This window comes from Mycobacterium sp. SP-6446, from assembly GCF_001954045.1.
Classification (GTDB): Bacteria; Actinomycetota; Actinomycetes; order Mycobacteriales; family Mycobacteriaceae; genus Mycobacterium.
This window is the reverse complement of the sequence record NZ_MBEM01000081.1, coordinates 15,919-35,868: the sequence shown is the minus strand read 5'-3', so window position 1 is coordinate 35,868 and position 19,950 is coordinate 15,919. Positions and strand designations below refer to the sequence as shown.

The following is a 19,950-nucleotide window of genomic DNA, read 5'->3' as shown; positions in this document are numbered from 1 at the left end:
GATTACCCGGGCTGGCAGCGGGGACACCACACCGATGTCCGGCCCCCGACGCGCGCGCGGGCGAGCCGCGTGCCGCAACGGGGGCAACTCGGGTCCGGCTCGTCGCGCACCCGGGTGAGCCACCGCGACAGCCCGGGCACGCGGCCGTGTCGCACCGACGTGCGCAGCACCTGCGTCATGGCGGCGTGCAGGCGCTTGACGTCGTCGGCGTCCAGGTCGGCAACCGGAAGCGTCGGTCGCAGCCGGGCCCGCCAGCAGATTTCGTCGGCGAGCAGATTGCCGAGGCCCGCAATCACCGACTGGTCCATCAGCGTCGGCTTCAGCCGGCCGTGCCGACCGGACAGCGCGTCGCGAAACGCGCGCAGGTCCATGCCCAACGCATCGGGGCCCTGCGGACCCGTCACGTGCGCGATGTCGTCGTCGGAATCGGCCAGCCACACCCCGCGCAGCTTGCGCAGGTCGGCGTAGCGCAGTTCGCCCTTGTCCAGGGACAGCACCAGCCGCTCATAGCCCTTCGGCTCGGCATCGTCGGCGGCGTAGTACGGGTGTCCGGTCATCCCGCTGTGCACCAGCAGCGTCGGGCCGTCGGTGGGCAGGATCAGCCACTTGCCGTGCCGCCGTGGCGCACGGAAGCGGTGCCCGGCGCAGCGGCGCCCGAGCGCCGCGGCGGTGGTGTTGCGCAGTATGCCGGGATCGCGAACCGCTACGTGCCGAATGCGGCGGCCGGGCAGCACGCCGGCAAGCTCGCGCCGAAACCCTTCCACGTCAGGCAGTTCAGGCACGACGTTTCGCCAGCCGCTTCGCCGGGCCGCCCAGCGCGCGCGCATGACGGGACATGTCGGCCCACGGATCACGTTGCCCGGCCAGCCGTTTGGGAACATCGCGGACGGTGAATCGGTCGGCCCGTAGGCCGCGGGCGTCCAATTCATCCCACTCCAGCGGGGTGGCCACCGGTGCGCCGTGGCGGGCCCGGACCGAATACGGTGCAACCGCTGTCTGCGCGTACGCGTTTCGCATCACGTCGAGATACACCCGGCCGCCGCGCTTGTCCTTGCGCACCTCCACGGTGCGGTGCTGGGGGTCATCGGCCGCGACCACCTCGGCGACGTCGCGGGCGAACTGACGGGCGGTGTCGAAGTCGGTGTCGGGACGCACCGGGACCACCACGTGCAGCCCACGGGAACCGGTGGTCTGCACGTAGCACGCCAGCCCGAGGTCATCGAGCACGCCGGCGGTCGCGCGGGCCGCCGCGCGCACCACCGCGAAGTTGGCGTCGGAGGGGTCGAGGTCGAACACCAGTCGGTCGGGGTTGTGCAGCCGGTCCCGCCGCGACTGCCACACGTGCAACGTGATGCAGTTCTGGTTTGCCAGCCAGCGCAGCGCCTCTCGGCGGTCGGCCACCGGATGCACAAGGGTGCCGCCCTCTTTGGCGACCTCGGCGCCGCTCATCCAGTCCGGCAGCGAATCGGCGAAATCCTGCTGCACGAACCCTTGTTCGCCGATGCCGCGCGGAAACCGTTGCACGGTCAGCGGCCGGTCGCGCAGGTGCGGCAGCATCGTGTCGGCCACCTCGCCGTAGTAGTCGACGAGATCTGCCTTGGTGATCCCTTTTCGCGACGACGGATCGGGAAACAACACCCGATCCGGGTGGGTGATTTCGACTTCAGGTGCCATCAGTGTGTCTCCCGTACGACGTCTCGGGGGTCCTTGTCGATGCGCAGACCCTGATAGCGCGGGTGGCGCAGCTTGCCGTCACGCGTCCACTCGGTGAACCCGATCTGCGCCACCAGCTCGGGACGGACCCAGTGGGCGCTGTTCTCGCGCACCAGACCCCGGGTGAACGGCGGCGCATCCTGCTCGATGGGCGACAGGCGCTCGTGCAGGCTGTGCAGGGTGGCCTCGTCGAAGCCGGTGCCGACCTTGCCGGCGTAGACGAGGTCGCGGCCGTCGTGGTAGCCGAGCAACAGCGCGCCTAACTCGATGCGGCTGCCTTTCGGGCTGGTGTAGCCGCCGATCACGAATTCTTGGTCGCGAACGCATTTGAACTTCAGCCAATTCGGTGAGCGGCGGCCTTCATACGTCGCGTCGGCCCGCTTGGCGATCACTCCCTCGTCGCCGCGGGCGCAGGCGGCGCGGTAGCCGGCGATGCCGTCCCCGACGCGATGCGGCGCATACCGCAGCGGATCGGTGAAGTCGATCGTGTTGCGCAGCAGTCGTTTACGCCAGAGTAGTGGCACCTCGGTGGTGGACATGCCGTCGAGGTGCAGCAGGTCGAACAGGTAGTAGTAGATCCGGACGCGGGATGCCCGGGCCACTTCGGGGTCGGTGATGCCCAGCCGCCCCTGCAGCCGGGCGAAGCTGGTGCGGCGTCCCTCGAACGCCACCACCTCGCCGTCGACGACGAATCGGGTGGTGTGCTGGGCTGCGAGCGCGTCGACCAGTTCCGGGTAGGTTCCGTTGAGCCGCTGGCGATTTCGCGACAGCAGCCACACCCGATTGCCGTCGCGAAACGCCAGGCAGCGCATCCCGTCGAATTTTCGCTCGAAGATCCAATGGGGGTCGGAGAAGCGCTTCTCGGTCAGGGTGGCCAGCGTGGGACTCCGCCAGTCCGGCACCGGCTCGTCGTGCAGGGCCGCGCGTACCCGGCCGGGCATCCCGGCGAGCCGGGTCACGAGTCGTCCAGGTCGTCGAGCGTGCGGCCGGACAGCACCGATTCCGGCTGGCTCTTGACCGGCTTTCGGCGCGCGTCGGCGTCCTCGTCCCGGCGCTTGATCAGCAGCCAGGTCTCGTCTTTGCCCTCCCGGATCCGCGTGAGGGCATAGCCGCCTTGCAGCTTTTCGCCCTGCAGACGGAACGAAAGATGGCCGCGGTCAAGGCCTTCGGCCATTTCGTAGTTGGTTGCGTTGGCGTAGGTGCCGCGGTCCCAGACGATGACCTCACCGGCGCCGTATTCGCCGCTCGGGATGACTCCCTCGAACGTCGCATAGTCGAGCGGATGATCCTCGGTGCGGCGCGCCATCCTCCTGTCCTTCGGGTTCGTCGACGGCCCCTTGGGTATCGCCCACGACACGAGCACGCCGCCGATCTCCAGGCGGAAGTCATAGTGATCGCTGCGCGCCGCGTGGTGCTGGATGACGAATGACGGCCGCTTGTCGGCCTTGCGGCGCTTCGTGCCCCGCTCGCCACGCGGCTCGGGGCTGGTGCCGAAGCGCCGTTTGCGCCGATATTCGCTCAGGGGCATGTCGGGGGCATACCCCTCGGCGGGTGCGGAAAACTGTTACGCGGTGCGCCAGGTGAGTTGCATGCCGCTGCCGGCCAGCCATCGGGCGAGGTCGTAGCCGTTGCGGGCCAGGCCGTCGACGGCATCCACGGCGCGGCGCACCGCCCGTTCGGCGACCTCCGGAGTCAGCAGGCCGTGGCGGACGGCGTCGAACAGCTCGTCGACATCGGCCAGCTCGGCTCCCCGCCCGGTACGAACCTCGATGTCGAGATAGTGGTCTTCGGAGTGCCACTCGCGCGGGCCGGGCGTGTATTCGCCGACGTCGAGGTAGTAGTCATGGTCGCGCTCGTGGCCGGGATTGAAGTGGAACACCGTGGCGCGCAGGCCCAGCGACGGCAGCAGCCACGACTCCAGGTAATGGAACTGGGCCCGGCCCGGCGTGGGCCGGGCCACGTAGAGCCCCCACGGCCGCACGACGTACTCGTCGACGGTGCGCACGATGCCCTTCGGGTCGGTGTTGGTGCGGGCGACCAGATCGAATGTCTCGTGTTTCGGCGGATGCATGAGTCAGCGGCGCAGCCGAATCTTCCATCGCACAAACCCGGCATAGAACAGCGACAACGCGGCCAGCATGCCCATGTCGAGCAGCCACATCTCCGGCGTGTGCTGCCAGAACCCGTCCTCGGGGACCAGCGAACCGGGCACCAGGTTGCGCAGGTCGACCGTCGACGCCGCCGCGGCATAGCCCCAGCGCGCCGGCGTGGCAAAAGACAGCTGATCGAGCCCCAGCCGGCCGGTCACCGGCACCATCCCGCCGCACAGCACCAACTGCGCCATCACCGACACGACGAACAGCGGCATGATCTGCTCACTGGAACGGACCAGCGACGAAATGGCCAGCCCGAGCATCGCCGAGGCCACACACGTCGCGGCGACGGTCGCGAACAGCTCGACGGTCGCGTTCCCCAGTACCACCGCGCCCCGCGTCGGCGCGCCCTTGCCCAGCACCACGATCGCAGTCGTGATCGCCGACTGCAGGATCGCGAAGCCGCAGAACACGCCGGTCTTGGCGAGCAGGTACGCCGTGGTCGAGAGTCCGACCGCCTGTTCGCGCTGGAAGACGGCGCGCTCGCCGACCAGGTCGCGGATCGTCAACGCGGTACCCATGAACGCCGCGGCGGGCAGCAGCAAGCTGAGTATCTGCGCGGCTTCGTCCGGCGTGCCGGCATGCGGGCCCGCGACGTGAAATCCGATGTTGCCGGGCACGGTCAGCGACAGCGCACCCAGGATGAACGGCAACAGCGCCAGGAACACGAAGTAGGCGCGGTCGGCGACGACCAGGCGCACCTGGCGGCGCGCGACGGTCGAGATCTGGCGCCGCACACTGGTATGCACCGGTGCGCCCAGGTCGCCCGGCTGGTCGGTCTTGTCGGGAAGCAGCTGCTGCGGCCGCCGCTGGGCCTCGGCGCGGGCCAGAAAGCGGCGGTTGGCCTCCTCGGGGTCCGCGCCGACGTGGGTGAAGATCTTGGCCCAGTTCGTGGTGCCCATCGCCGCACCGATCTGGTCGGGCGGGCCGCAATAGGCCGTCTTGCCGCCGGGCGCCACCAACAGCAGCTGGTCGCAGATATCGAGGTAGGACAACATGTGCGTCACCACGATCACCACCCGGCCGGCGTCGGCGAGCTGGCGCAGCATCGTCATGACTTGGTGGTCCAGCGCCGGGTCCAGACCCGACGTCGGCTCGTCCAGGATCAGCAGCGACGGCCCGGTGAGCAGTTCCAGGGCGACCGAGGCGCGCTTGCGCTGGCCGCCGGAGAGCTTGTCGACGCGGGTGTCGGCGTGCTTGGTCAGCTCGAGTTCGTCGAGGACCTGCGCGACGACCCTGGCGCGGTCGGCCTTGCCAGTGTCGGGCGGAAGGCGCAACTCGGCGGCGTAGCCCAGGGCCTGGTTCACCGTCAGCTGGCGGTGCACCACGTCGTCCTGTGGGACCATGCCGATCCGGCTGCGCAGGGACGCGTACTCGGTGTGGATGTCGTGACCCTCGAAGCTGACCGACCCGGCGGTGGGGCGGGCGTAGCCGGCGATCAGGCGGGCCAGCGTGCTCTTGCCCGCCCCCGACCCGCCGATCACGGCGGTGAGCGTCCCCGGCCGGGCGGTCAGGGAGATGTCGTCGAGCAGCTGCTTGTTGTCGACGACGTACTTCACGCCGCGCACCTCGAGGCCGCCGGTGCGGGCCGCGGCGGCGCTGCGTTCGATCACGGTGCCGTCGCGGAAAACCAGGTCGACGTTGCCGATGGTGACCACATCGCCCTCGGTCAGGATCGCCGACCCCACCCGGGTGCCGTTGACGAACGTCCCGTTGACGCTGGTGTCGCGGATCTCGGTGCCGAGGTGCGTCGGCACCAGCGTCGCGTGCCGGCGTGAGGCCAGGACGTCGGACACCACGACGTCGCTGTCGGCGGCGCGCCCGATCGTGATGCCGGTGCCGCCTGCCGGCGTGCGCGGGGTCAGGAACTTCACCATTCGCGTGGCGAGGTTCGACACGTCCGCGGTCTTGGCGTCGATCACGGTGAACTCGCCGGGCGGTGGCGGGTGCGGAGTGGCCAATCTGCCGGCGTTGGCCACGGTCCGCTCGTTGTCCGGTGGCCGTCGCGGCGGCCGTGCCAGTGGCGGGATTGGATTCGTCCGCTCCTGGGTGGTCGACCACGCCACAGTGGGAGGCCCGGAATCCGCCACCGTCCTCGTCGGGGATGGCCGGCTGGTCGGCCCCCGCTGCGGGCCGATCGCGAACGTCAGCCGGGGCCCTTGCGGATTGCCGACGTTGATGCTCTGGCCGTCGTGGATGTCGATCACCGGCATCGGATAGCCGTTGACGTAGGTCCCGTTCAACGAGCCGTTGTCGATGGCCAGCCAGCGGCCTTGATCGAAACGCAGTATCAAGTGCGCGCGCGATATCCGTGGGTCCGGGATGCGTAAGTCGGCGTGCAGGTCGCGCCCGACGACCACCTCATGGCCCGCGGCGAAGGAACGTTGGGACCCGTCATGCCGAATGGTCAGCGCGGGCGCGGCGGGTCGACTCACCACACAAGTATCGGCCGCCGCTCGAGTGGGCTCCATGAGAGTCGGCTGTGATTTCACTTTGTTTCGTGCTCACAGCTCCTTCATAACCTTCGGTGGCCCAACGCCTATCCGCGTCCGGCATCATGCGATGGGGTGCCGGGGGGAGCGCCCGGCAGAGCGCGCTTGAGGGGGCAACCATTGACGGACGAGCACGACCAGCACAAAGTAACCACCCGGCGCATTGCCGCCGGGCGGCGCCTGCTGCGCAATCCGCGGCTGGCCCGAGAGGCATTGCGCGCGCATCTATTTCGCCGCGCCCCGGCCATCAGCTCGGACCCAAACGAGGGCAGTGGCCCGCGCCTGGCGATGGCCGGCGGCACGAAATTCGCCGGCTACACCGTCCTGCGATCGCTGGGCGCCGGGGGGATGGCCGAGGTCTATCTAGCTTTGCATCCCAGGCTGCCCCGGCGCGATGTGATCAAGGTGCTCGCCGAGGCGGTCACCGCGGATCCCGAATTCCGGGAGCGGTTCAACCGTGAGGCCGATCTGGCGGCAACCCTGTGGCACCCGCACATCGTCGGCGTGCACGATCGCGGCGAATTCGACGGCCACCTCTGGATTTCCATGGACTACGTCGAGGGCACCGACGCGTCGCGGCTGGTGCGCGAGCATTACCCGGACGGGATGCATATCGACGAGGCGTGTGCCGTTCTCGACGCGGTCGCGGGTGCCCTCGACTACGCGCACGATCGCGGCCTGCTGCACCGGGATGTCAAGCCCGCCAACATCCTGCTGACCCATCCCGAGAACGGTGAACGCCGAATCCTGTTGGCGGACTTCGGTGTAGCGCGCCATCTCGGCAGCATCAGCGGGATCACCGAGACTAATGTCGCGGTGGGAACGGTCGCCTATGCCGCGCCGGAGCAATTGACCGGCGCCAACATCGATGGCCGCGCAGACCAATACGCGTTGGCCGGCACGGCATTTCATCTGCTCACCGGCGCGCCGCCGTTCCAGCACTCCAACCCGGTCGCGGTGATCAGCCAGCACCTGCACGAGGATCCGCCCCGGCTCAGCGAGTACCGCCCGGATTTGGCGCACCTCGACGACGTGTTCGCCAAGGCCCTCGCCAAGCGCCGCGAAGACCGGTTCGATCGGTGTCGCGACTTCGCCGCCGCCGTCAGCGAGCGGTTGGGCAACGCCGCTCCGGCTCGGGTCGCCACGCACCGGCGACGCGGCACGCGGGCTCTCGTCGCGGCGATGAGCCACCGGTACTCGTCGAGGACGCGATGGGCGACCGCGCTGGTGTGCGCGGTGCTGGTCGCCGTGGCGGCGACCTGGTCGGTCCTGTACTCCTTCCAGCCGGCACCCGCGCCGGCCAGCCCCGCGCTCGCCTCGCGTCCGTCGCCGCCGGCCCCGAGCGCCGCCCCCACGGGACGCGGCGGTCCGACATTCAGCGGCACCTACCAACTGACCTACGACCAGAGCAAGCGGACCGGCAACGGCGTCGCGATCCGTCAGGACTCGGCCGACACCGACTGGTGGGCGTTCCGCTCGGCGTGCACCACCAACGGCTGCGCCGCCACCGGGACCCTGCTGGACGATGCCGACCACCAGGTGGCGAGCACCGCCGGCGGAGGCCAGACCGACACCCTGCGTTTCGTCGCCGGATACTGGCAGGGCGCCCCGCAGCAGGAGCGGGTGCGCTGCGTCGCCCCGGACGGACTTGCCGGGGCCACCCAGCAGGAGACGGTCGCGTGGTCGCTCGCGCCGCAGGCCGACGGCACGCTGCGCGGTACGGAAACCCAGACCGTGATGAGCAACGAGTGTGGCGCGCAAGGGGCCGTGGTGCGGATACCCGTGGTGGCGACCCGCGTCGGTGATGCGCCGGCGAGCGTGCCGCTGGCCGATCCCACGCAGGTCCTCGACACCTCGACCGCGCCGGCCAACCCGGTTCCGCCCGTCCTCGGCGGGTCGTGCACCGACGTCGACAAGCTCGCGTACGACCCGACCAACAACGAGCAGGTCGTCTGCGAGGGCACCGCCTGGGCCAAGGCGCCCATCGCGACGGGTGTGCACGCCTCGGGCAGCTCGTGCGACCGCCCGGGCACCTCGGTGTTCGCCACCTCCACCTCGAACGACGGCTACCTGCTCCAATGCGACCCGGTCAGCCGGACGTGGACCCGGCCGGCGGGCTAGGCGAGGACCGGCACGCTTGTCGGTGGCTGGCTCTACCCTGGTGGCATGGCTTTCGCCACTGAGCATCCGGTCGTCGCGCATTCGGAATACCGCGCCGTCGAGGAGGTCATGCGCGTCGGTGGCCGCTTCGAGGTCGTCAGCCCGCACGCACCGGCCGGCGACCAGCCGGCCGCGATCGACGAGCTGGAGCGGCGCATCAAGGCGGGGGAGCGCGACGTCGTGCTGCTCGGCGCCACCGGCACCGGCAAATCAGCCACCACCGCCTGGCTCATCGAGCGGTTGCAGCGGCCCACCCTGGTGATGGCGCCCAACAAGACGCTGGCCGCACAGTTGGCCAACGAGCTGCGAGAGATGTTGCCGCACAACGCAGTCGAGTACTTCGTGTCGTACTACGACTACTACCAGCCGGAGGCGTACATCGCGCAGACCGACACATACATCGAGAAGGACAGCTCGATCAACGACGACGTGGAGCGGTTGCGGCACTCCGCGACGTCGTCGCTGCTGTCGCGCCGGGACGTGGTGGTGGTGGCCTCGGTGTCGTGCATCTACGGCCTGGGCACGCCGCAGTCCTACCTGGACCGCTCCGTCGAACTCCGGGTCGGCACCGAGGTCCCCCGGGACGCGCTGCTGCGGCTGCTGGTCGACGTGCAGTACACCCGAAACGACCTGTCCTTCACCCGCGGCTCGTTCCGGGTGCGCGGCGACACCGTGGAGATCATCCCGTCCTACGAAGAGCTGGCGCTGCGCATCGAATTCTTCGGCGACGAGATCGAGGAGCTGTACTACCTGCACCCACTGACCGGCGACGTGGTCCGCAAGGTCGACTCGCTGCGGATCTTTCCGGCCACCCACTATGTGGCCGGGCCGGAGCGGATGGCGCACGCGATCTCGACGATCGAGGAGGAGCTGGCCGAGCGGCTCGCCGAACTCGAAGGCCAGGGCAAGCTGCTGGAGGCCCAGCGGCTGCGGATGCGGACCAACTACGACATCGAGATGATGCGCCAGGTCGGGTTCTGCTCGGGCATCGAGAACTACTCGCGGCACATCGACGGCCGCGGGCCGGGCTCGCCGCCGGCGACGCTGCTGGACTACTTCCCGGAGGACTTCCTGCTCGTCATCGACGAATCGCACGTCACGGTGCCGCAGATCGGCGGCATGTACGAGGGCGACATGTCGCGTAAGCGCAACCTGGTGGAGTACGGGTTCCGGCTGCCGTCGGCATGCGACAACCGCCCGCTGACCTGGGAGGAGTTCGCCGACCGCATCGGGCAGACGGTGTACCTGTCGGCCACCCCAGGCCCGTACGAGCTGAGCCAGACGCAGGGCGAGTTCGTCGAGCAGGTGATCCGGCCCACCGGGCTGGTCGACCCCAAGGTCACGGTCAAGCCGACGAAAGGTCAGATCGACGATCTCATCGGCGAAATCCGCAAGCGCACCGCGGTCGACGAGCGGGTGCTGGTGACCACGCTGACCAAGAAGATGGCCGAAGACCTCACTGACTACCTGCTGGAGATGGGCATCCGGGTGCGGTATCTGCATTCCGAGGTCGACACGCTGCGCCGGGTAGAACTGCTGCGCCAGCTGCGGCTCGGCGACTACGACGTGCTGGTCGGCATCAACCTGCTGCGCGAGGGCCTCGACCTGCCCGAGGTGTCGCTGGTTGCGATCCTCGACGCCGACAAGGAGGGCTTCCTGCGGTCGACGCGCAGCCTGATCCAGACCATCGGCCGCGCCGCGCGCAACGTCTCCGGCGAAGTGCACCTCTACGCCGACACCGTCACCGATTCGATGCGCGAGGCCATCGATGAGACGGAACGGCGCCGCGCCAAGCAGGTCGCCTACAACGAGGCCAACGGCATCGACCCGAAGCCGCTGCGCAAGAAGATCGCGGACATCCTCGACCGGGTCTACTCCGAGGCCGACGACACGGAAACCGTCGAAATCGGGTCCGGGCGCAGCGTCTCACGCGGGCGGCGGGCGCAGGGCGAGCCGGGCCGGGTGGTCAGCGCCGGCGTGTTCGAGGGTCGCGACACCACTAACATGCCGCGCGCGGAGCTGGCCGACCTGATCAAGGACCTCACCGCGCAGATGATGGCCGCCGCCCGGGACCTGCAGTTCGAGCTGGCCGCGCGGTTCCGCGACGAGATCGCGGACCTCAAAAAGGAACTGCGCGGGATGGACGCCGCCGGGCTCAAGTGACGCACACTGCGACCACCGGCAGCTGGCGCGAGCTGCTGGGCGCCCGCTACCTGGGGACGTCCGTCGTGCTGGCCGGTGGGGTAGCGCTGTACGCCACCAACGAATTTCTAACCATCAGCCTGCTGCCCAATACGGTCGCCGAAATCGGCGGCAGCCGCCTCTACGCGTGGGTGATGACCCTGTACCTGGTCGGGTCGGTGGTCGCGGCGACCATGGTCGGTCCGATGCTGCTGCGCTACGGGGCGCGCAGGTCGTATCTGATGGGGCTGGCCGTGTTCGCCGTCTCCAGCCTGGCCTGTGGCCTGGCCCCCAGCATGGAAATCCTGATCGCGGGACGCGCCCTGCAAGGCGTGGCCGGGGGCTTGCTGGCCGGCCTTGGTTATGCGGTCATCAACACCGCGCTGCCGCGCGCGCTGTGGACCCGGGCCTCCGCGCTGGTGTCGGCCATGTGGGGCGTCGCCACGGTGGTCGGGCCGGCGACGGGTGGGCTGTTCGCGCAATTCGGTTTGTGGCGTTGGGCTTTCGTCGCGATGGCGATTGTGACCGCCCTGATGGCGCTGCTGGTGCCGGTCGCGTTGGCCGCCGGTAGGGGCGCCCCGGGCGGTGCCGCGGCGGTGATGAGGGTGCCGGTGTGGTCGCTGGTGCTGATCGGGGCCGCCGCGTTGGCGATCAGCGTCGCCCAAATCCCGCACGACGTCGTCGCGACCGCCGGGCTGCTCGCCGTCGCGATCGTGCTGGTCGGACTGTTCGTGCTCGCCGACTGGCGGATGCCCGCAAAGGTGTTGCCGCCCAGCGTATTTGGTCCCGGACCGTTGAAGTGGATCTACCTGGCCATGGGTGCGCTGATGCTCGGCGCCATGGTGGACACCTACGTGCCTCTCTTCGGTCAGCGGTTGGCGCATCTGAGCCCCGTGGCGGCCGGGTTCCTGGGCGCGGCGCTCGCAGTCGGGTGGACGTTCAGCGAAATCGTCAGCGCATCGCTGGAGAACCCCCGGGCGATCGGGCGGGTCATCGCGGTCGCGCCGGTGGTGGTGGCCTCGGGTCTGGCTCTGGGCGCATTCACCCAGCGCGACAACGCATCCGGCGGGGTCGTCGCGCTCTGGACGCTGGCCCTGCTGGTGGCCGGGATCGGAATCGGCATGGCGTGGCCCCACTTGTCGGTGCGCGCAATGGATTCCGTCGACGACCCGGCCGAAGGCGGGGCGGCGGCCGCGGCGATCAACACCGTGCAGCTCGTCTCCGCGGCATTCGGCGCCGGCCTGGCCGGCGTCGTGGTCAACGCGGTGCAGGGCGGCGACGTGATGGAAGCCCGTTGGCTGTTCGCCGTTTTCACCGCCTTGACCGGCGCCGGTGTCGCGGCGTCCTACGCGGCGGTGCGCGGCGATCGCCGCGCCGTCACCGCGTCGACTTGACCACCTGCGAGTAGTGGAATTGCCAACGCTCGACGATGTGGAAGCCGAGGTAGCTCGGGAATCGATACGCCGGGGCGCGGCCGAACACTCCCGGGGGCAGCGCTTGTCCGACCTGGTGATCGGGCAGCGACTTGTCCTTATTGGTGATGGTCCAGATGGTGGAGCATTTGTTGATCTTGGCGGTCGTCAGCCATACCGCGACGTGGCCGTCCCACAGCCAACCCACCTTAGGCCCGTAGGCACCCCGCCCGACGTCGATCACCGACCGGAAGGCCGCGGGCCGGGTGGCCAGGACCGCGCGGATAGGACCGGGCCGCCAGGGCACCGTGTTGTCGACCAGCAAGCAGTCCCCGGGGGCGGCATGGGCTTCGATCAGGTCGGCCACCTGGCTGTAATCCCAGCCCTCCTTGGCATACGGCCAGCGCTGGATGAACAGGTAATTCGGCAGCGCGGCGGCGGCGAACGCCAGGACCACCGCTGCGATCGGCCACGGTTTGCGGGCGAGCGTGACGATGCAGACGGCCATGACCATGGCCACCGCGGGCGTGGTGAGGATCAGGTAGCGGGGAAAGTAGATCGGTTCGATGGCGGCCGAGTAGACGACGACGAGCGCGGTGGGCAGGACGATCCACGCGCCGCAGATGACCAGCAGTGCACGCACGTCGCCAGCGGGACCCCGCGCGCCCCTCAGCCACGCCACGGCCGCCGCGACAATGAGCACCGCCGTGAGAATCGCGAACGGGACGCTGTGGTCGAAGTACTGCCGCAGGACGATGTCGAACGCGTAGTGCCAGCTGACAGGAAAGATCCAGTTGACCTGGTACACCTGGCCATGGGCGAACACGAGGAACGGCGTCATGACGCCGACGGCGACGGCCGAGCTGACCGCCCACCACATGACTGGAGACTTGCGGGAGCGCTTCGGAACCAGGAGCGGCAGCATCGCCGCGTACACCAGAACCAACAGGATCAGGTTGAGGCTCAGCAGGATCGACAGCATCAGCGCCAGCGCGTAGCACAGCCACAACCGCGGCGTGTTGCGCCGGACCGCGGCGACGAACAACACCGTCAGCCACACCGCGGCGGCGGCCGCCATGGCGTACGGGCGCGCCTCGATGCCCGCCCACGTGGTGCGCGGCAAGATGGCGAAGACGGCGCCGGCGCAGAGTGCCGTCGCACGCCCCGGGACGAGTTGCTTGCTGAACGCCGTGACCCCCGCGGCCGCGGCCCCGATCGCCAGGGCGCTGGGCACCCGCGACCAGAATTCGGTCGGCGGAAATATCGCGAACCAGCCGTGCATCAGCAGGTAATACAGGCCGTGCACGGCGTCGATGTGCCCCAGCAGTTTCCACAGCTCGGGCAAGGTTCGGCTGGCCGCCGCCGATATCGTCGCCCCCTCGTCGAACCAGAGCGAGGGCCGGCAGGCCCAGGCGGCGCTGATGACGGCGGCCAGGACGCCTACCAGCCACGGGTCGAGCAGCCGGCCGGGCCGGCGGGCGCGCGCAGACTCGTCAACGACGTCCGACGCGCCTTGCTCGAGGGTGGGCATCGACATGATGCATGTCACTGTAAGTCAGGCGGCGCCCCGTCCGCCCAGGTCACCGGCGGTCACGACCCGAATTTCACGAGAAGGTCTGCGATGCAATGCTTTCCGTCCCCCGCATGCCGCAGCGCGAGCATTATGGCCGCAAAAATTGCCCGTTGCCGCAGCGTGGCGGGATAATTTGCGGGTTGCGCCACGCCACCGGTGTGTGGGTAATCTGACCCATCTTTCTCCGGCAACGCGATACTGTCTGGGGTTGGCGTAGCAACCGACACTGGGAGGGTAAATGAGCGCCTATCGGACTGTGGTGGTCGGGACCGACGGCTCGGACTCGTCGATGCGTGCGGTGGACAGAGCAGCCACCATCGCCGGGGACGGCGCCAAGTTGATCATCGCGTCGGCGTATCTACCCCAGCATGAGGACGGCCGGGCCGCCGACATCCTGAAAGAAGAAAGCTACAAGGTGTCGGGCACCGCCCCGATCTACGCGATCCTGCACGACGCGAAGGAGCGGGCGCACAAGGCCGGCGCCAAGAACGTCGAGGAGAAGCCCATCGTCGGTGCCCCGGTGGACGCGCTGGTCAAGCTGGCCGAGGACGAAAAGGCCGACCTGCTGGTCGTCGGCAACGTCGGCCTGAGCACCATCGCGGGCCGGCTGCTGGGATCGGTGCCGGCCAACGTCTCACGTCGGGCCAAGGTCGACGTGTTGATCGTGCACACCACGTCGTAACCGCTCGTTCGGTCTACCAGCCCCGCTCGCGCCACTCGGCGAGGTGGGGGCGTTCGGCGCCCAGCACGGTGTCGTCGCCGTGTCCCGGGTAGATGACGGTGGAGTCGTCGTACACGTCGAACACCCGGGTCGTGACGTCGTCGAGCAACTGGGTGAAGTCCCCGGGCTGCCAGGTCTTGCCGACGCCGCCGGGGAACAGGCAGTCGCCGGTGAACAACTGGGTGACCCCGCCCGTCGCGGGCCCGTCGAGGGCCAGCGCGATCGATCCGGGCGTGTGCCCGCGCAGGTGGATGACGTCGAAGCTGAGCTCGCCGATCCGCACGGTGTCGCCGCCCGACAGCAAACGGTCCGGTTTGACCGGCAGCGCTTCGGCGTCGATCTCGTTGGCCGCGGTCGGCGCGCCGGTGGCCGCGGCGACGGCCTCCAGCGCCTGCCAGTGATCGAAGTGCTGATGGCTGGTCACGATTAGCGAGAGCGTCGGGGCGTAACGGCGGATCAGGTCCATCAGCACCTCGGCGTCGTTGGCCGCGTCGATCAGCAGGGTTTCTCCGGTCGCCGCACACGTCACCAGATAGGCGTTGTTGTCCATCGGTCCCACCGACGCCTTTAGAATCGTGGCGCCGGGTAGGGTCCGGCGGGCCGCAGTGCCAGGGTCGACGTGTCCGGTGTAGTTGTCATCCACGGCAGTCATGTGCGCCACGTTACTGGTCAATCGAAACTTGTCGGTGCGGGCACATAGCATGGAATGCGCCGTGCGCGTTCACCGCTTTAAGCACTGGCAAGAGCTCCATCGAGAGGGACAGTGTGGCTGACCGCCTGATCGTCAAGGGCGCCCGCGAGCACAACCTGCGCGGCGTCGACCTCGACCTGCCGCGCGACTCGCTGATCGTGTTCACCGGGCTATCCGGCTCCGGCAAATCGTCGCTGGCCTTCGACACGATTTTCGCCGAGGGGCAGCGCCGCTACGTCGAGTCGTTGTCGGCCTACGCACGCCAATTCCTCGGCCAGATGGACAAACCGGACGTCGACTTCATCGAGGGCCTCTCCCCGGCGGTGTCCATCGATCAGAAGTCGACCAACCGCAACCCGCGGTCGACGGTCGGGACGATCACCGAGGTCTACGACTACCTGCGGCTGCTGTACGCGCGCGCGGGCACACCGCATTGCCCCATCTGCGGCCACCGGATCGCCCGGCAGACGCCGCAGCAAATCGTCGACCAGGTGCTGGCGATGCCGGAGGGCACCCGATTCCTGGTGCTCGCCCCGGTGGTGCGCACCCGCAAGGGCGAGTTCGCCGACCTCTTCGACAAGCTCAACGCGCAGGGCTACAGCCGGGTCCGGGTCGACGGCGTGGTGCATCCGCTGACCGACCCGCCGAAGCTGAAGAAGCAGGAGAAGCACGACATCGAGGTGGTGGTGGACCGCCTCACCGTGAAGGTCACCGCCAAGCAGCGGCTCACTGACTCGGTGGAAACCGCGCTGAACCTGGCCGACGGCATCGTCGTGCTGGAGTTCCCCGACGATCACGACGAGCACGGCCACCCGCGCGAGCAGCGGTTCTCGGAGAAGCTGGCCTGCCCCAACGGACATCCGCTCGCGGTCGACGACCTGGAACCGCGGTCGTTCTCGTTCAACTCGCCCTACGGCGCCTGCCCGGAGTGCGTCGGCCTGGGCATCCGCAAGGAAGTCGACCCTGACCTGGTGGTCCCCGACCCGGAACGCACCCTGGCCGAGGGCGCGGTGGCGCCGTGGTCGAATGGCCACACCGCCGAATACTTCACCCGGATGATGGCCGGGCTCGGCGAGGAGCTGGGATTCGACGTCGACACGCCCTGGCGCAAGCTTCCGGCCAAGGCCCGCAAGGCCATCCTGGAGGGCTCCGACCACCAGGTGCATGTGCGCTACCGCAACCGGTACGGCCGCACCCGCTCGTACTACGCCGATTTCGAAGGCGTGCTCGCGTTCCTGCAGCGCAAGATGGCCCAGACCGAGTCCGAGCAGATGAAGGAGCGCTACGAGGGCTTCATGCGCGACGTGCCCTGCCCCGAGTGCGAGGGCACCCGGCTCAAGCCCGAGATCCTGGCGGTGACGCTGGCCGCGGGGGACCGCGGTGTGAAGTCCATCGCCGAGGTCTGTGAACTGTCCATCTCGGACTGCGCGGACTTTCTTCAGCGCCTCACCCTCGGTCACCGCGAGCAGGCGATCGCCGGGCAGGTGCTCAAGGAAATCCAGTCGCGGCTGGGCTTTCTGCTCGACGTGGGGCTCGAGTACCTCTCCCTGTCCCGCGCCGCTGCGACGCTATCCGGCGGGGAGGCCCAACGCATCCGGCTGGCCACCCAGATCGGCTCCGGTCTGGTCGGTGTGCTCTACGTCCTCGACGAGCCATCCATCGGGCTGCATCAGCGCGACAATCGTCGTCTCATCGAAACACTAACGCGCCTAAGGGATCTGGGGAATACACTGATCGTCGTCGAGCATGACGAGGACACCATCGCGCATGCCGACTGGGTGGTCGACATCGGCCCCGGCGCCGGCGAGCACGGCGGCCAGATCGTGCACAGCGGCACCTACGGCGAGCTGCTGGCCAACAAGGCTTCGATCACCGGCGCCTACCTGTCGGGCAAGGAAAGCATCGAGATGCCGGCGATCCGGCGTCCCGTCGACCGCCGCCGGCAGCTCACCGTCGTCGGCGCCCGCGAGCACAACCTGCGCGACATCGACGTGTCGTTCCCGCTTGGCGTGCTGACCTCGGTGACCGGCGTATCCGGTTCCGGCAAGTCGACTCTCGTCAACGACATCCTGGCGGCGGTGCTGGCCAACCGGCTCAACGGCGCCCGGCAGGTCCCGGGCCGGCACACCCGCGTCACCGGCCTGGATCGCTTGGACAAGCTGGTCCGGGTGGACCAGTCGCCGATCGGGCGCACACCCCGATCCAACCCGGCCACCTACACCGGGGTCTTCGACAAGATCCGCACCCTGTTCGCGGCCACCACCGAGGCGAAGGTCCGCGGCTATCAGCCCGGCCGATTCTCCTTCAACGTCAAGGGCGGTCGCTGCGAGGCGTGCACGGGCGACGGCACCATCAAGATCGAGATGAACTTCCTGCCCGACGTGTACGTGCCGTGCGAGGTCTGCCATGGCGCCCGGTACAACCGGGAAACCCTTGAGGTGCACTACAAGGGCAAGACCATCTCCGAAGTACTGGACATGTCGATCGAGGAGGCCGCGGAGTTCTTCGAGCCGATCACCGGCATTCACCGCTATCTGCGCACGCTGGTCGACGTCGGCCTGGGCTATGTGCGGCTCGGCCAGCCCGCACCGACGCTGTCCGGCGGCGAGGCGCAGCGGGTCAAGCTGGCCGCGGAATTGCAGAAGCGTTCGACCGGGCGCACCATCTACATCCTCGACGAGCCGACCACCGGCCTGCATTTCGACGACATCCGCAAGCTGCTCAACGTGATCAACGGCCTTGTCGACAAAGGCAATACGGTGATCGTCATCGAGCACAACCTGGATGTGATCAAGACATCCGACTGGATCGTGGACATGGGTCCGGAGGGCGGCGCCGAGGGCGGCACCATCGTCGCCGAGGGCACTCCGGAGGACATCGCCGCGGTGCCGGAAAGCTACACCGGGAAGTTTCTCGCCGAGGTCGTCGGCCGCGGGCGCGCGCCCGCGAGTGCATCGCGGCGGCGGCGCAAAGTCGGCGTTTAGGTTTCGCGGCCCGCCGATTTGGACAGCGGTGACGGAAAGCGCGGACTGATGCGCACGCCGTCCAGCCAGGACGTGAGTTCGTCGGCCCGTCGCTGCAGGGCACGCCGGGCGCGCTGGCCCGGATCCTCGAGGAGCTGCAACCGCACCCGGGCGCCGTCGTCCTGATACCAGCCGCCGACGATGCGTCCGTTCCACCACGCAGTGGGGCCCGCGTTGCCGTTGCGGTCGAAAACCTGACTGCGATGCGGGCCGAGGTACCACTCCCGTTCGAACCAGCCCATCGTGGTGGCGTCCAGGCCGGGCAACAACGCGCACCACGGCCGCACGTCCGATTCCGGTTCGAGGTCGTCCGGGAGCGCGTAGCCGGGGCTGCCGTGCACGTCGACCCGCACGGCACCGATGTCGCCCAACGCCTTTCGGACCGCGGTCAGCGTGGTGCCGAGCCACCATTTGATGTCGGCGGCGGTGGCCGGGCCGAAGGTGCGCAACCAACGCCGGATCAGTTCGGCCTGGGCGTCGACGGCCTCGTCCCGCGCGCCGAGCCACTGGGCGGCATGGACCCACCGGGGCCGCGACGTGGTCCAGCTTCCGTCGTTGGGTCCGCGCACGATGTCGCCCTGCGCCGAGAGCACGGTGAGTACCCGCGGGGCAATGGAAATGGGTCCGCCCCAACGTTTTCCGGGTGCCGGGTCATAGGTTCCGGTCAGTTCGGGCAGCGCGGTCCGCAGTTCGGTGCTGGTGGCCGGCCCGTGATCATTCAGGTGGCGCAACACCGCGGAGCAGGCCCGCTCGAGCCAGCGGTCCCCGTCCGCGGCCAGGCCGGCCTTGTGGACGTCGGCGGCCAGCCGGCGGCGTTCGTTGTCGGCGACGCGGTCACTGGCCGCTGACTGAATCATGGCCAGGTCGTCGCTGTTCACCATCCACAGTGTCCGGCGCATCGCCAGATGCCTTAGCGCGGAGCGCCTCTCGTAAAGCTCGACATCGAGGTCGGCGGTGGCGAAACCGGAGGACCGGGCCCACAGCGACAGGTACGGAGTCGCGGGGTCGGTCGCGTGCACCGCGACGAGCCCGGCGATGATCCGCGTGACCGGCCGCGGATCAGTGGGCAACAGAAAGTGCCGGCGCGCCAGGCGGTTCCGTCGCTCGGCGATGGTGAAGGTGCGCACGCTCAAATCGTTGATGCGGCGTCACTCATCGGGGTGCATCGACTCGCGGATCTGCGCCAGCCGCTCGGCCGCGGCCCGCTGACGCTCGTCGTATTGCTCCTCGACGTCGCGGCCCTCTGGAGTTTCCGCGGCCAGTTCTGCGGCGCCCTGCGAGGTGCCGTAACGGGTCTCGATCTTCTCGCGGACGTATTCGAAGGTCGGCACGCCCGCGTCGTCGTACCCGGGGTCGGGCTCCGCGGGAGTCACTGGTTCGTCGGGCATGCCTGAGAGGTTACTTCGGTCGCGCGCTGGCGATCGAAATAGCGCACCATCTGCGCCCAGTACACCAACGTGAGCGCCATCTGCACGGCGGTCGCGACGGCGGCCGGCACCAACCGGCGCCGGCGAGCCGAGATGAGGGCGCCGAGCGCGGCCGCGGAGGAGAGCGCGCTGACGAACATCGCGGCGTCCCGGGGCCGGCGGCTGATCCACAGCTCCTCGCCCAGCATCGCCCTCGTCGACCAGGCGTGCTGGTGCGCGGGCTTGCCGAAGACGAACGGGTTGATCGCCAGCCACACGGCCAGCACCACGGCGTGGCTCCAGCGCCGCGTCCACGCCGGCACCAGCGTCAACGGCGTGGTCGCCCAGCGGGTCCACGCACTCCACGGATTGCAGTGCCGCGCAAAAAGTGCGCGACGTGCGCGCCCGACCGCAGACACCGGCCG

The 19,950-nt window shown here is 69.0% G+C and carries 16 protein-coding genes; 5 read left to right on the top strand and 11 right to left on the bottom strand.

The features are described 5' to 3' along the window. Positions 1-2: 2 nt before the first annotated feature. From A5736_RS06555 to A5736_RS06530, 6 genes are all read right to left on the bottom strand, one after another. A complete protein-coding gene (locus tag A5736_RS06555; protein ID WP_076245204.1) occupies positions 3-782 on the bottom strand; it encodes an Fpg/Nei family DNA glycosylase in 780 nt (259 codons plus the stop codon). Then, positions 775-1,674, bottom strand: a complete 900-nt coding sequence (gene ligD, locus A5736_RS06550; RefSeq protein ID WP_076245186.1) for a non-homologous end-joining DNA ligase — start codon at positions 1,672-1,674, stop codon at positions 775-777. Before ligD (A5736_RS06550) ends, A5736_RS06555 begins: the two co-directional genes overlap by 8 nt. Next, a complete protein-coding gene (gene ligD, locus A5736_RS06545) occupies positions 1,674-2,654 on the bottom strand; it encodes a non-homologous end-joining DNA ligase (protein ID WP_371328365.1) in 981 nt (326 codons plus the stop codon). Before ligD (A5736_RS06545) ends, ligD (A5736_RS06550) begins: the two co-directional genes overlap by 1 nt. 14 nt (positions 2,655-2,668) lie before the next feature. Beyond that, positions 2,669-3,241, bottom strand: coding sequence for a DNA polymerase ligase N-terminal domain-containing protein (locus tag A5736_RS06540; protein ID WP_076126076.1), 573 nt, complete (start codon positions 3,239-3,241; stop codon positions 2,669-2,671). A gap of 36 nt (positions 3,242-3,277) precedes the next feature. Continuing rightward, positions 3,278-3,718 carry a DUF402 domain-containing protein gene (locus tag A5736_RS06535; RefSeq protein ID WP_139333167.1) on the bottom strand — a complete coding sequence of 147 codons (441 nt, stop codon included), beginning with the start codon at positions 3,716-3,718 and terminating at the stop codon, positions 3,278-3,280. A 69-nt stretch (positions 3,719-3,787) separates the two neighbouring features. Next, positions 3,788-6,337, bottom strand: coding sequence for an ATP-binding cassette domain-containing protein (locus A5736_RS06530; protein WP_083667209.1), 2,550 nt, complete (start codon positions 6,335-6,337; stop codon positions 3,788-3,790). 309 nt (positions 6,338-6,646) lie between these two features. On the opposite strand from A5736_RS06530, the gene A5736_RS06525 reads away from it, so the two are divergent. From A5736_RS06525 to A5736_RS06515, 3 genes are read left to right on the top strand one after another with little or no spacing between them, the layout of a single operon-like run. Then, positions 6,647-8,479: a serine/threonine-protein kinase gene (locus tag A5736_RS06525; protein WP_254848303.1), complete on the top strand. Its 1,833-nt coding sequence runs from the start codon at positions 6,647-6,649 to the stop codon at positions 8,477-8,479. A gap of 45 nt (positions 8,480-8,524) precedes the next feature. Beyond that, the gene (uvrB, locus tag A5736_RS06520; protein ID WP_076126072.1) at positions 8,525-10,681 is read left to right on the top strand and encodes an excinuclease ABC subunit UvrB; all 2,157 of its coding nucleotides are present in this window, start codon (positions 8,525-8,527) and stop codon (positions 10,679-10,681) included. Beyond that, positions 10,678-12,093 (top strand): MFS transporter, encoded by a 1,416-nt coding sequence (locus A5736_RS06515; RefSeq protein ID WP_076245181.1) that lies wholly within the window; start codon positions 10,678-10,680, stop codon positions 12,091-12,093. Before uvrB ends, A5736_RS06515 begins: the two co-directional genes overlap by 4 nt. Here the strand turns inward: A5736_RS06515 and A5736_RS06510 are convergent. Further along, positions 12,077-13,648 (bottom strand): glycosyltransferase family 39 protein, encoded by a 1,572-nt coding sequence (locus tag A5736_RS06510; protein ID WP_083667207.1) that lies wholly within the window; start codon positions 13,646-13,648, stop codon positions 12,077-12,079. The two genes, A5736_RS06515 and A5736_RS06510, sit on opposite strands and share 17 nt — an antisense overlap. Positions 13,649-13,922: 274 nt before the next feature. Here A5736_RS06510 and A5736_RS06505 point away from each other — a divergent pair, with 274 nt between their 5' ends. Continuing rightward, positions 13,923-14,366, top strand: coding sequence for a universal stress protein (locus A5736_RS06505; RefSeq protein WP_076126065.1), 444 nt, complete (start codon positions 13,923-13,925; stop codon positions 14,364-14,366). A gap of 13 nt (positions 14,367-14,379) precedes the next feature. Here the strand turns inward: A5736_RS06505 and A5736_RS06500 are convergent, their stop codons facing one another. Next, the gene (locus A5736_RS06500; RefSeq protein WP_076245178.1) at positions 14,380-15,057 is read right to left on the bottom strand and encodes an MBL fold metallo-hydrolase; all 678 of its coding nucleotides are present in this window, start codon (positions 15,055-15,057) and stop codon (positions 14,380-14,382) included. Between the two features lie 113 nt (positions 15,058-15,170). On the opposite strand from A5736_RS06500, the gene uvrA reads away from it, so the two are divergent. Beyond that, a complete protein-coding gene (gene uvrA / locus A5736_RS06495; RefSeq protein ID WP_076245176.1) occupies positions 15,171-18,080 on the top strand; it encodes an excinuclease ABC subunit UvrA in 2,910 nt (969 codons plus the stop codon). On the opposite strand, the gene A5736_RS06490 is transcribed toward uvrA, so the two are convergent. The 3 genes from A5736_RS06490 to A5736_RS06480 are packed head-to-tail and all read right to left on the bottom strand — an operon-like array spanning position 18,077 to position 19,944. After that, positions 18,077-19,246, bottom strand: coding sequence for a winged helix DNA-binding domain-containing protein (locus tag A5736_RS06490; RefSeq protein ID WP_076245201.1), 1,170 nt, complete (start codon positions 19,244-19,246; stop codon positions 18,077-18,079). The two genes, uvrA and A5736_RS06490, sit on opposite strands and share 4 nt — an antisense overlap. A 21-nt stretch (positions 19,247-19,267) precedes the next feature. Beyond that, positions 19,268-19,507, bottom strand: coding sequence for a hypothetical protein (locus tag A5736_RS06485; protein WP_076058847.1), 240 nt, complete (start codon positions 19,505-19,507; stop codon positions 19,268-19,270). Further along, positions 19,489-19,944, bottom strand: coding sequence for a DUF6653 family protein (locus A5736_RS06480; protein ID WP_076245174.1), 456 nt, complete (start codon positions 19,942-19,944; stop codon positions 19,489-19,491). The genes A5736_RS06485 and A5736_RS06480 overlap by 19 nt, the downstream gene beginning before the upstream one ends. Between the last annotated feature and the right edge of the window lie 6 nt (positions 19,945-19,950).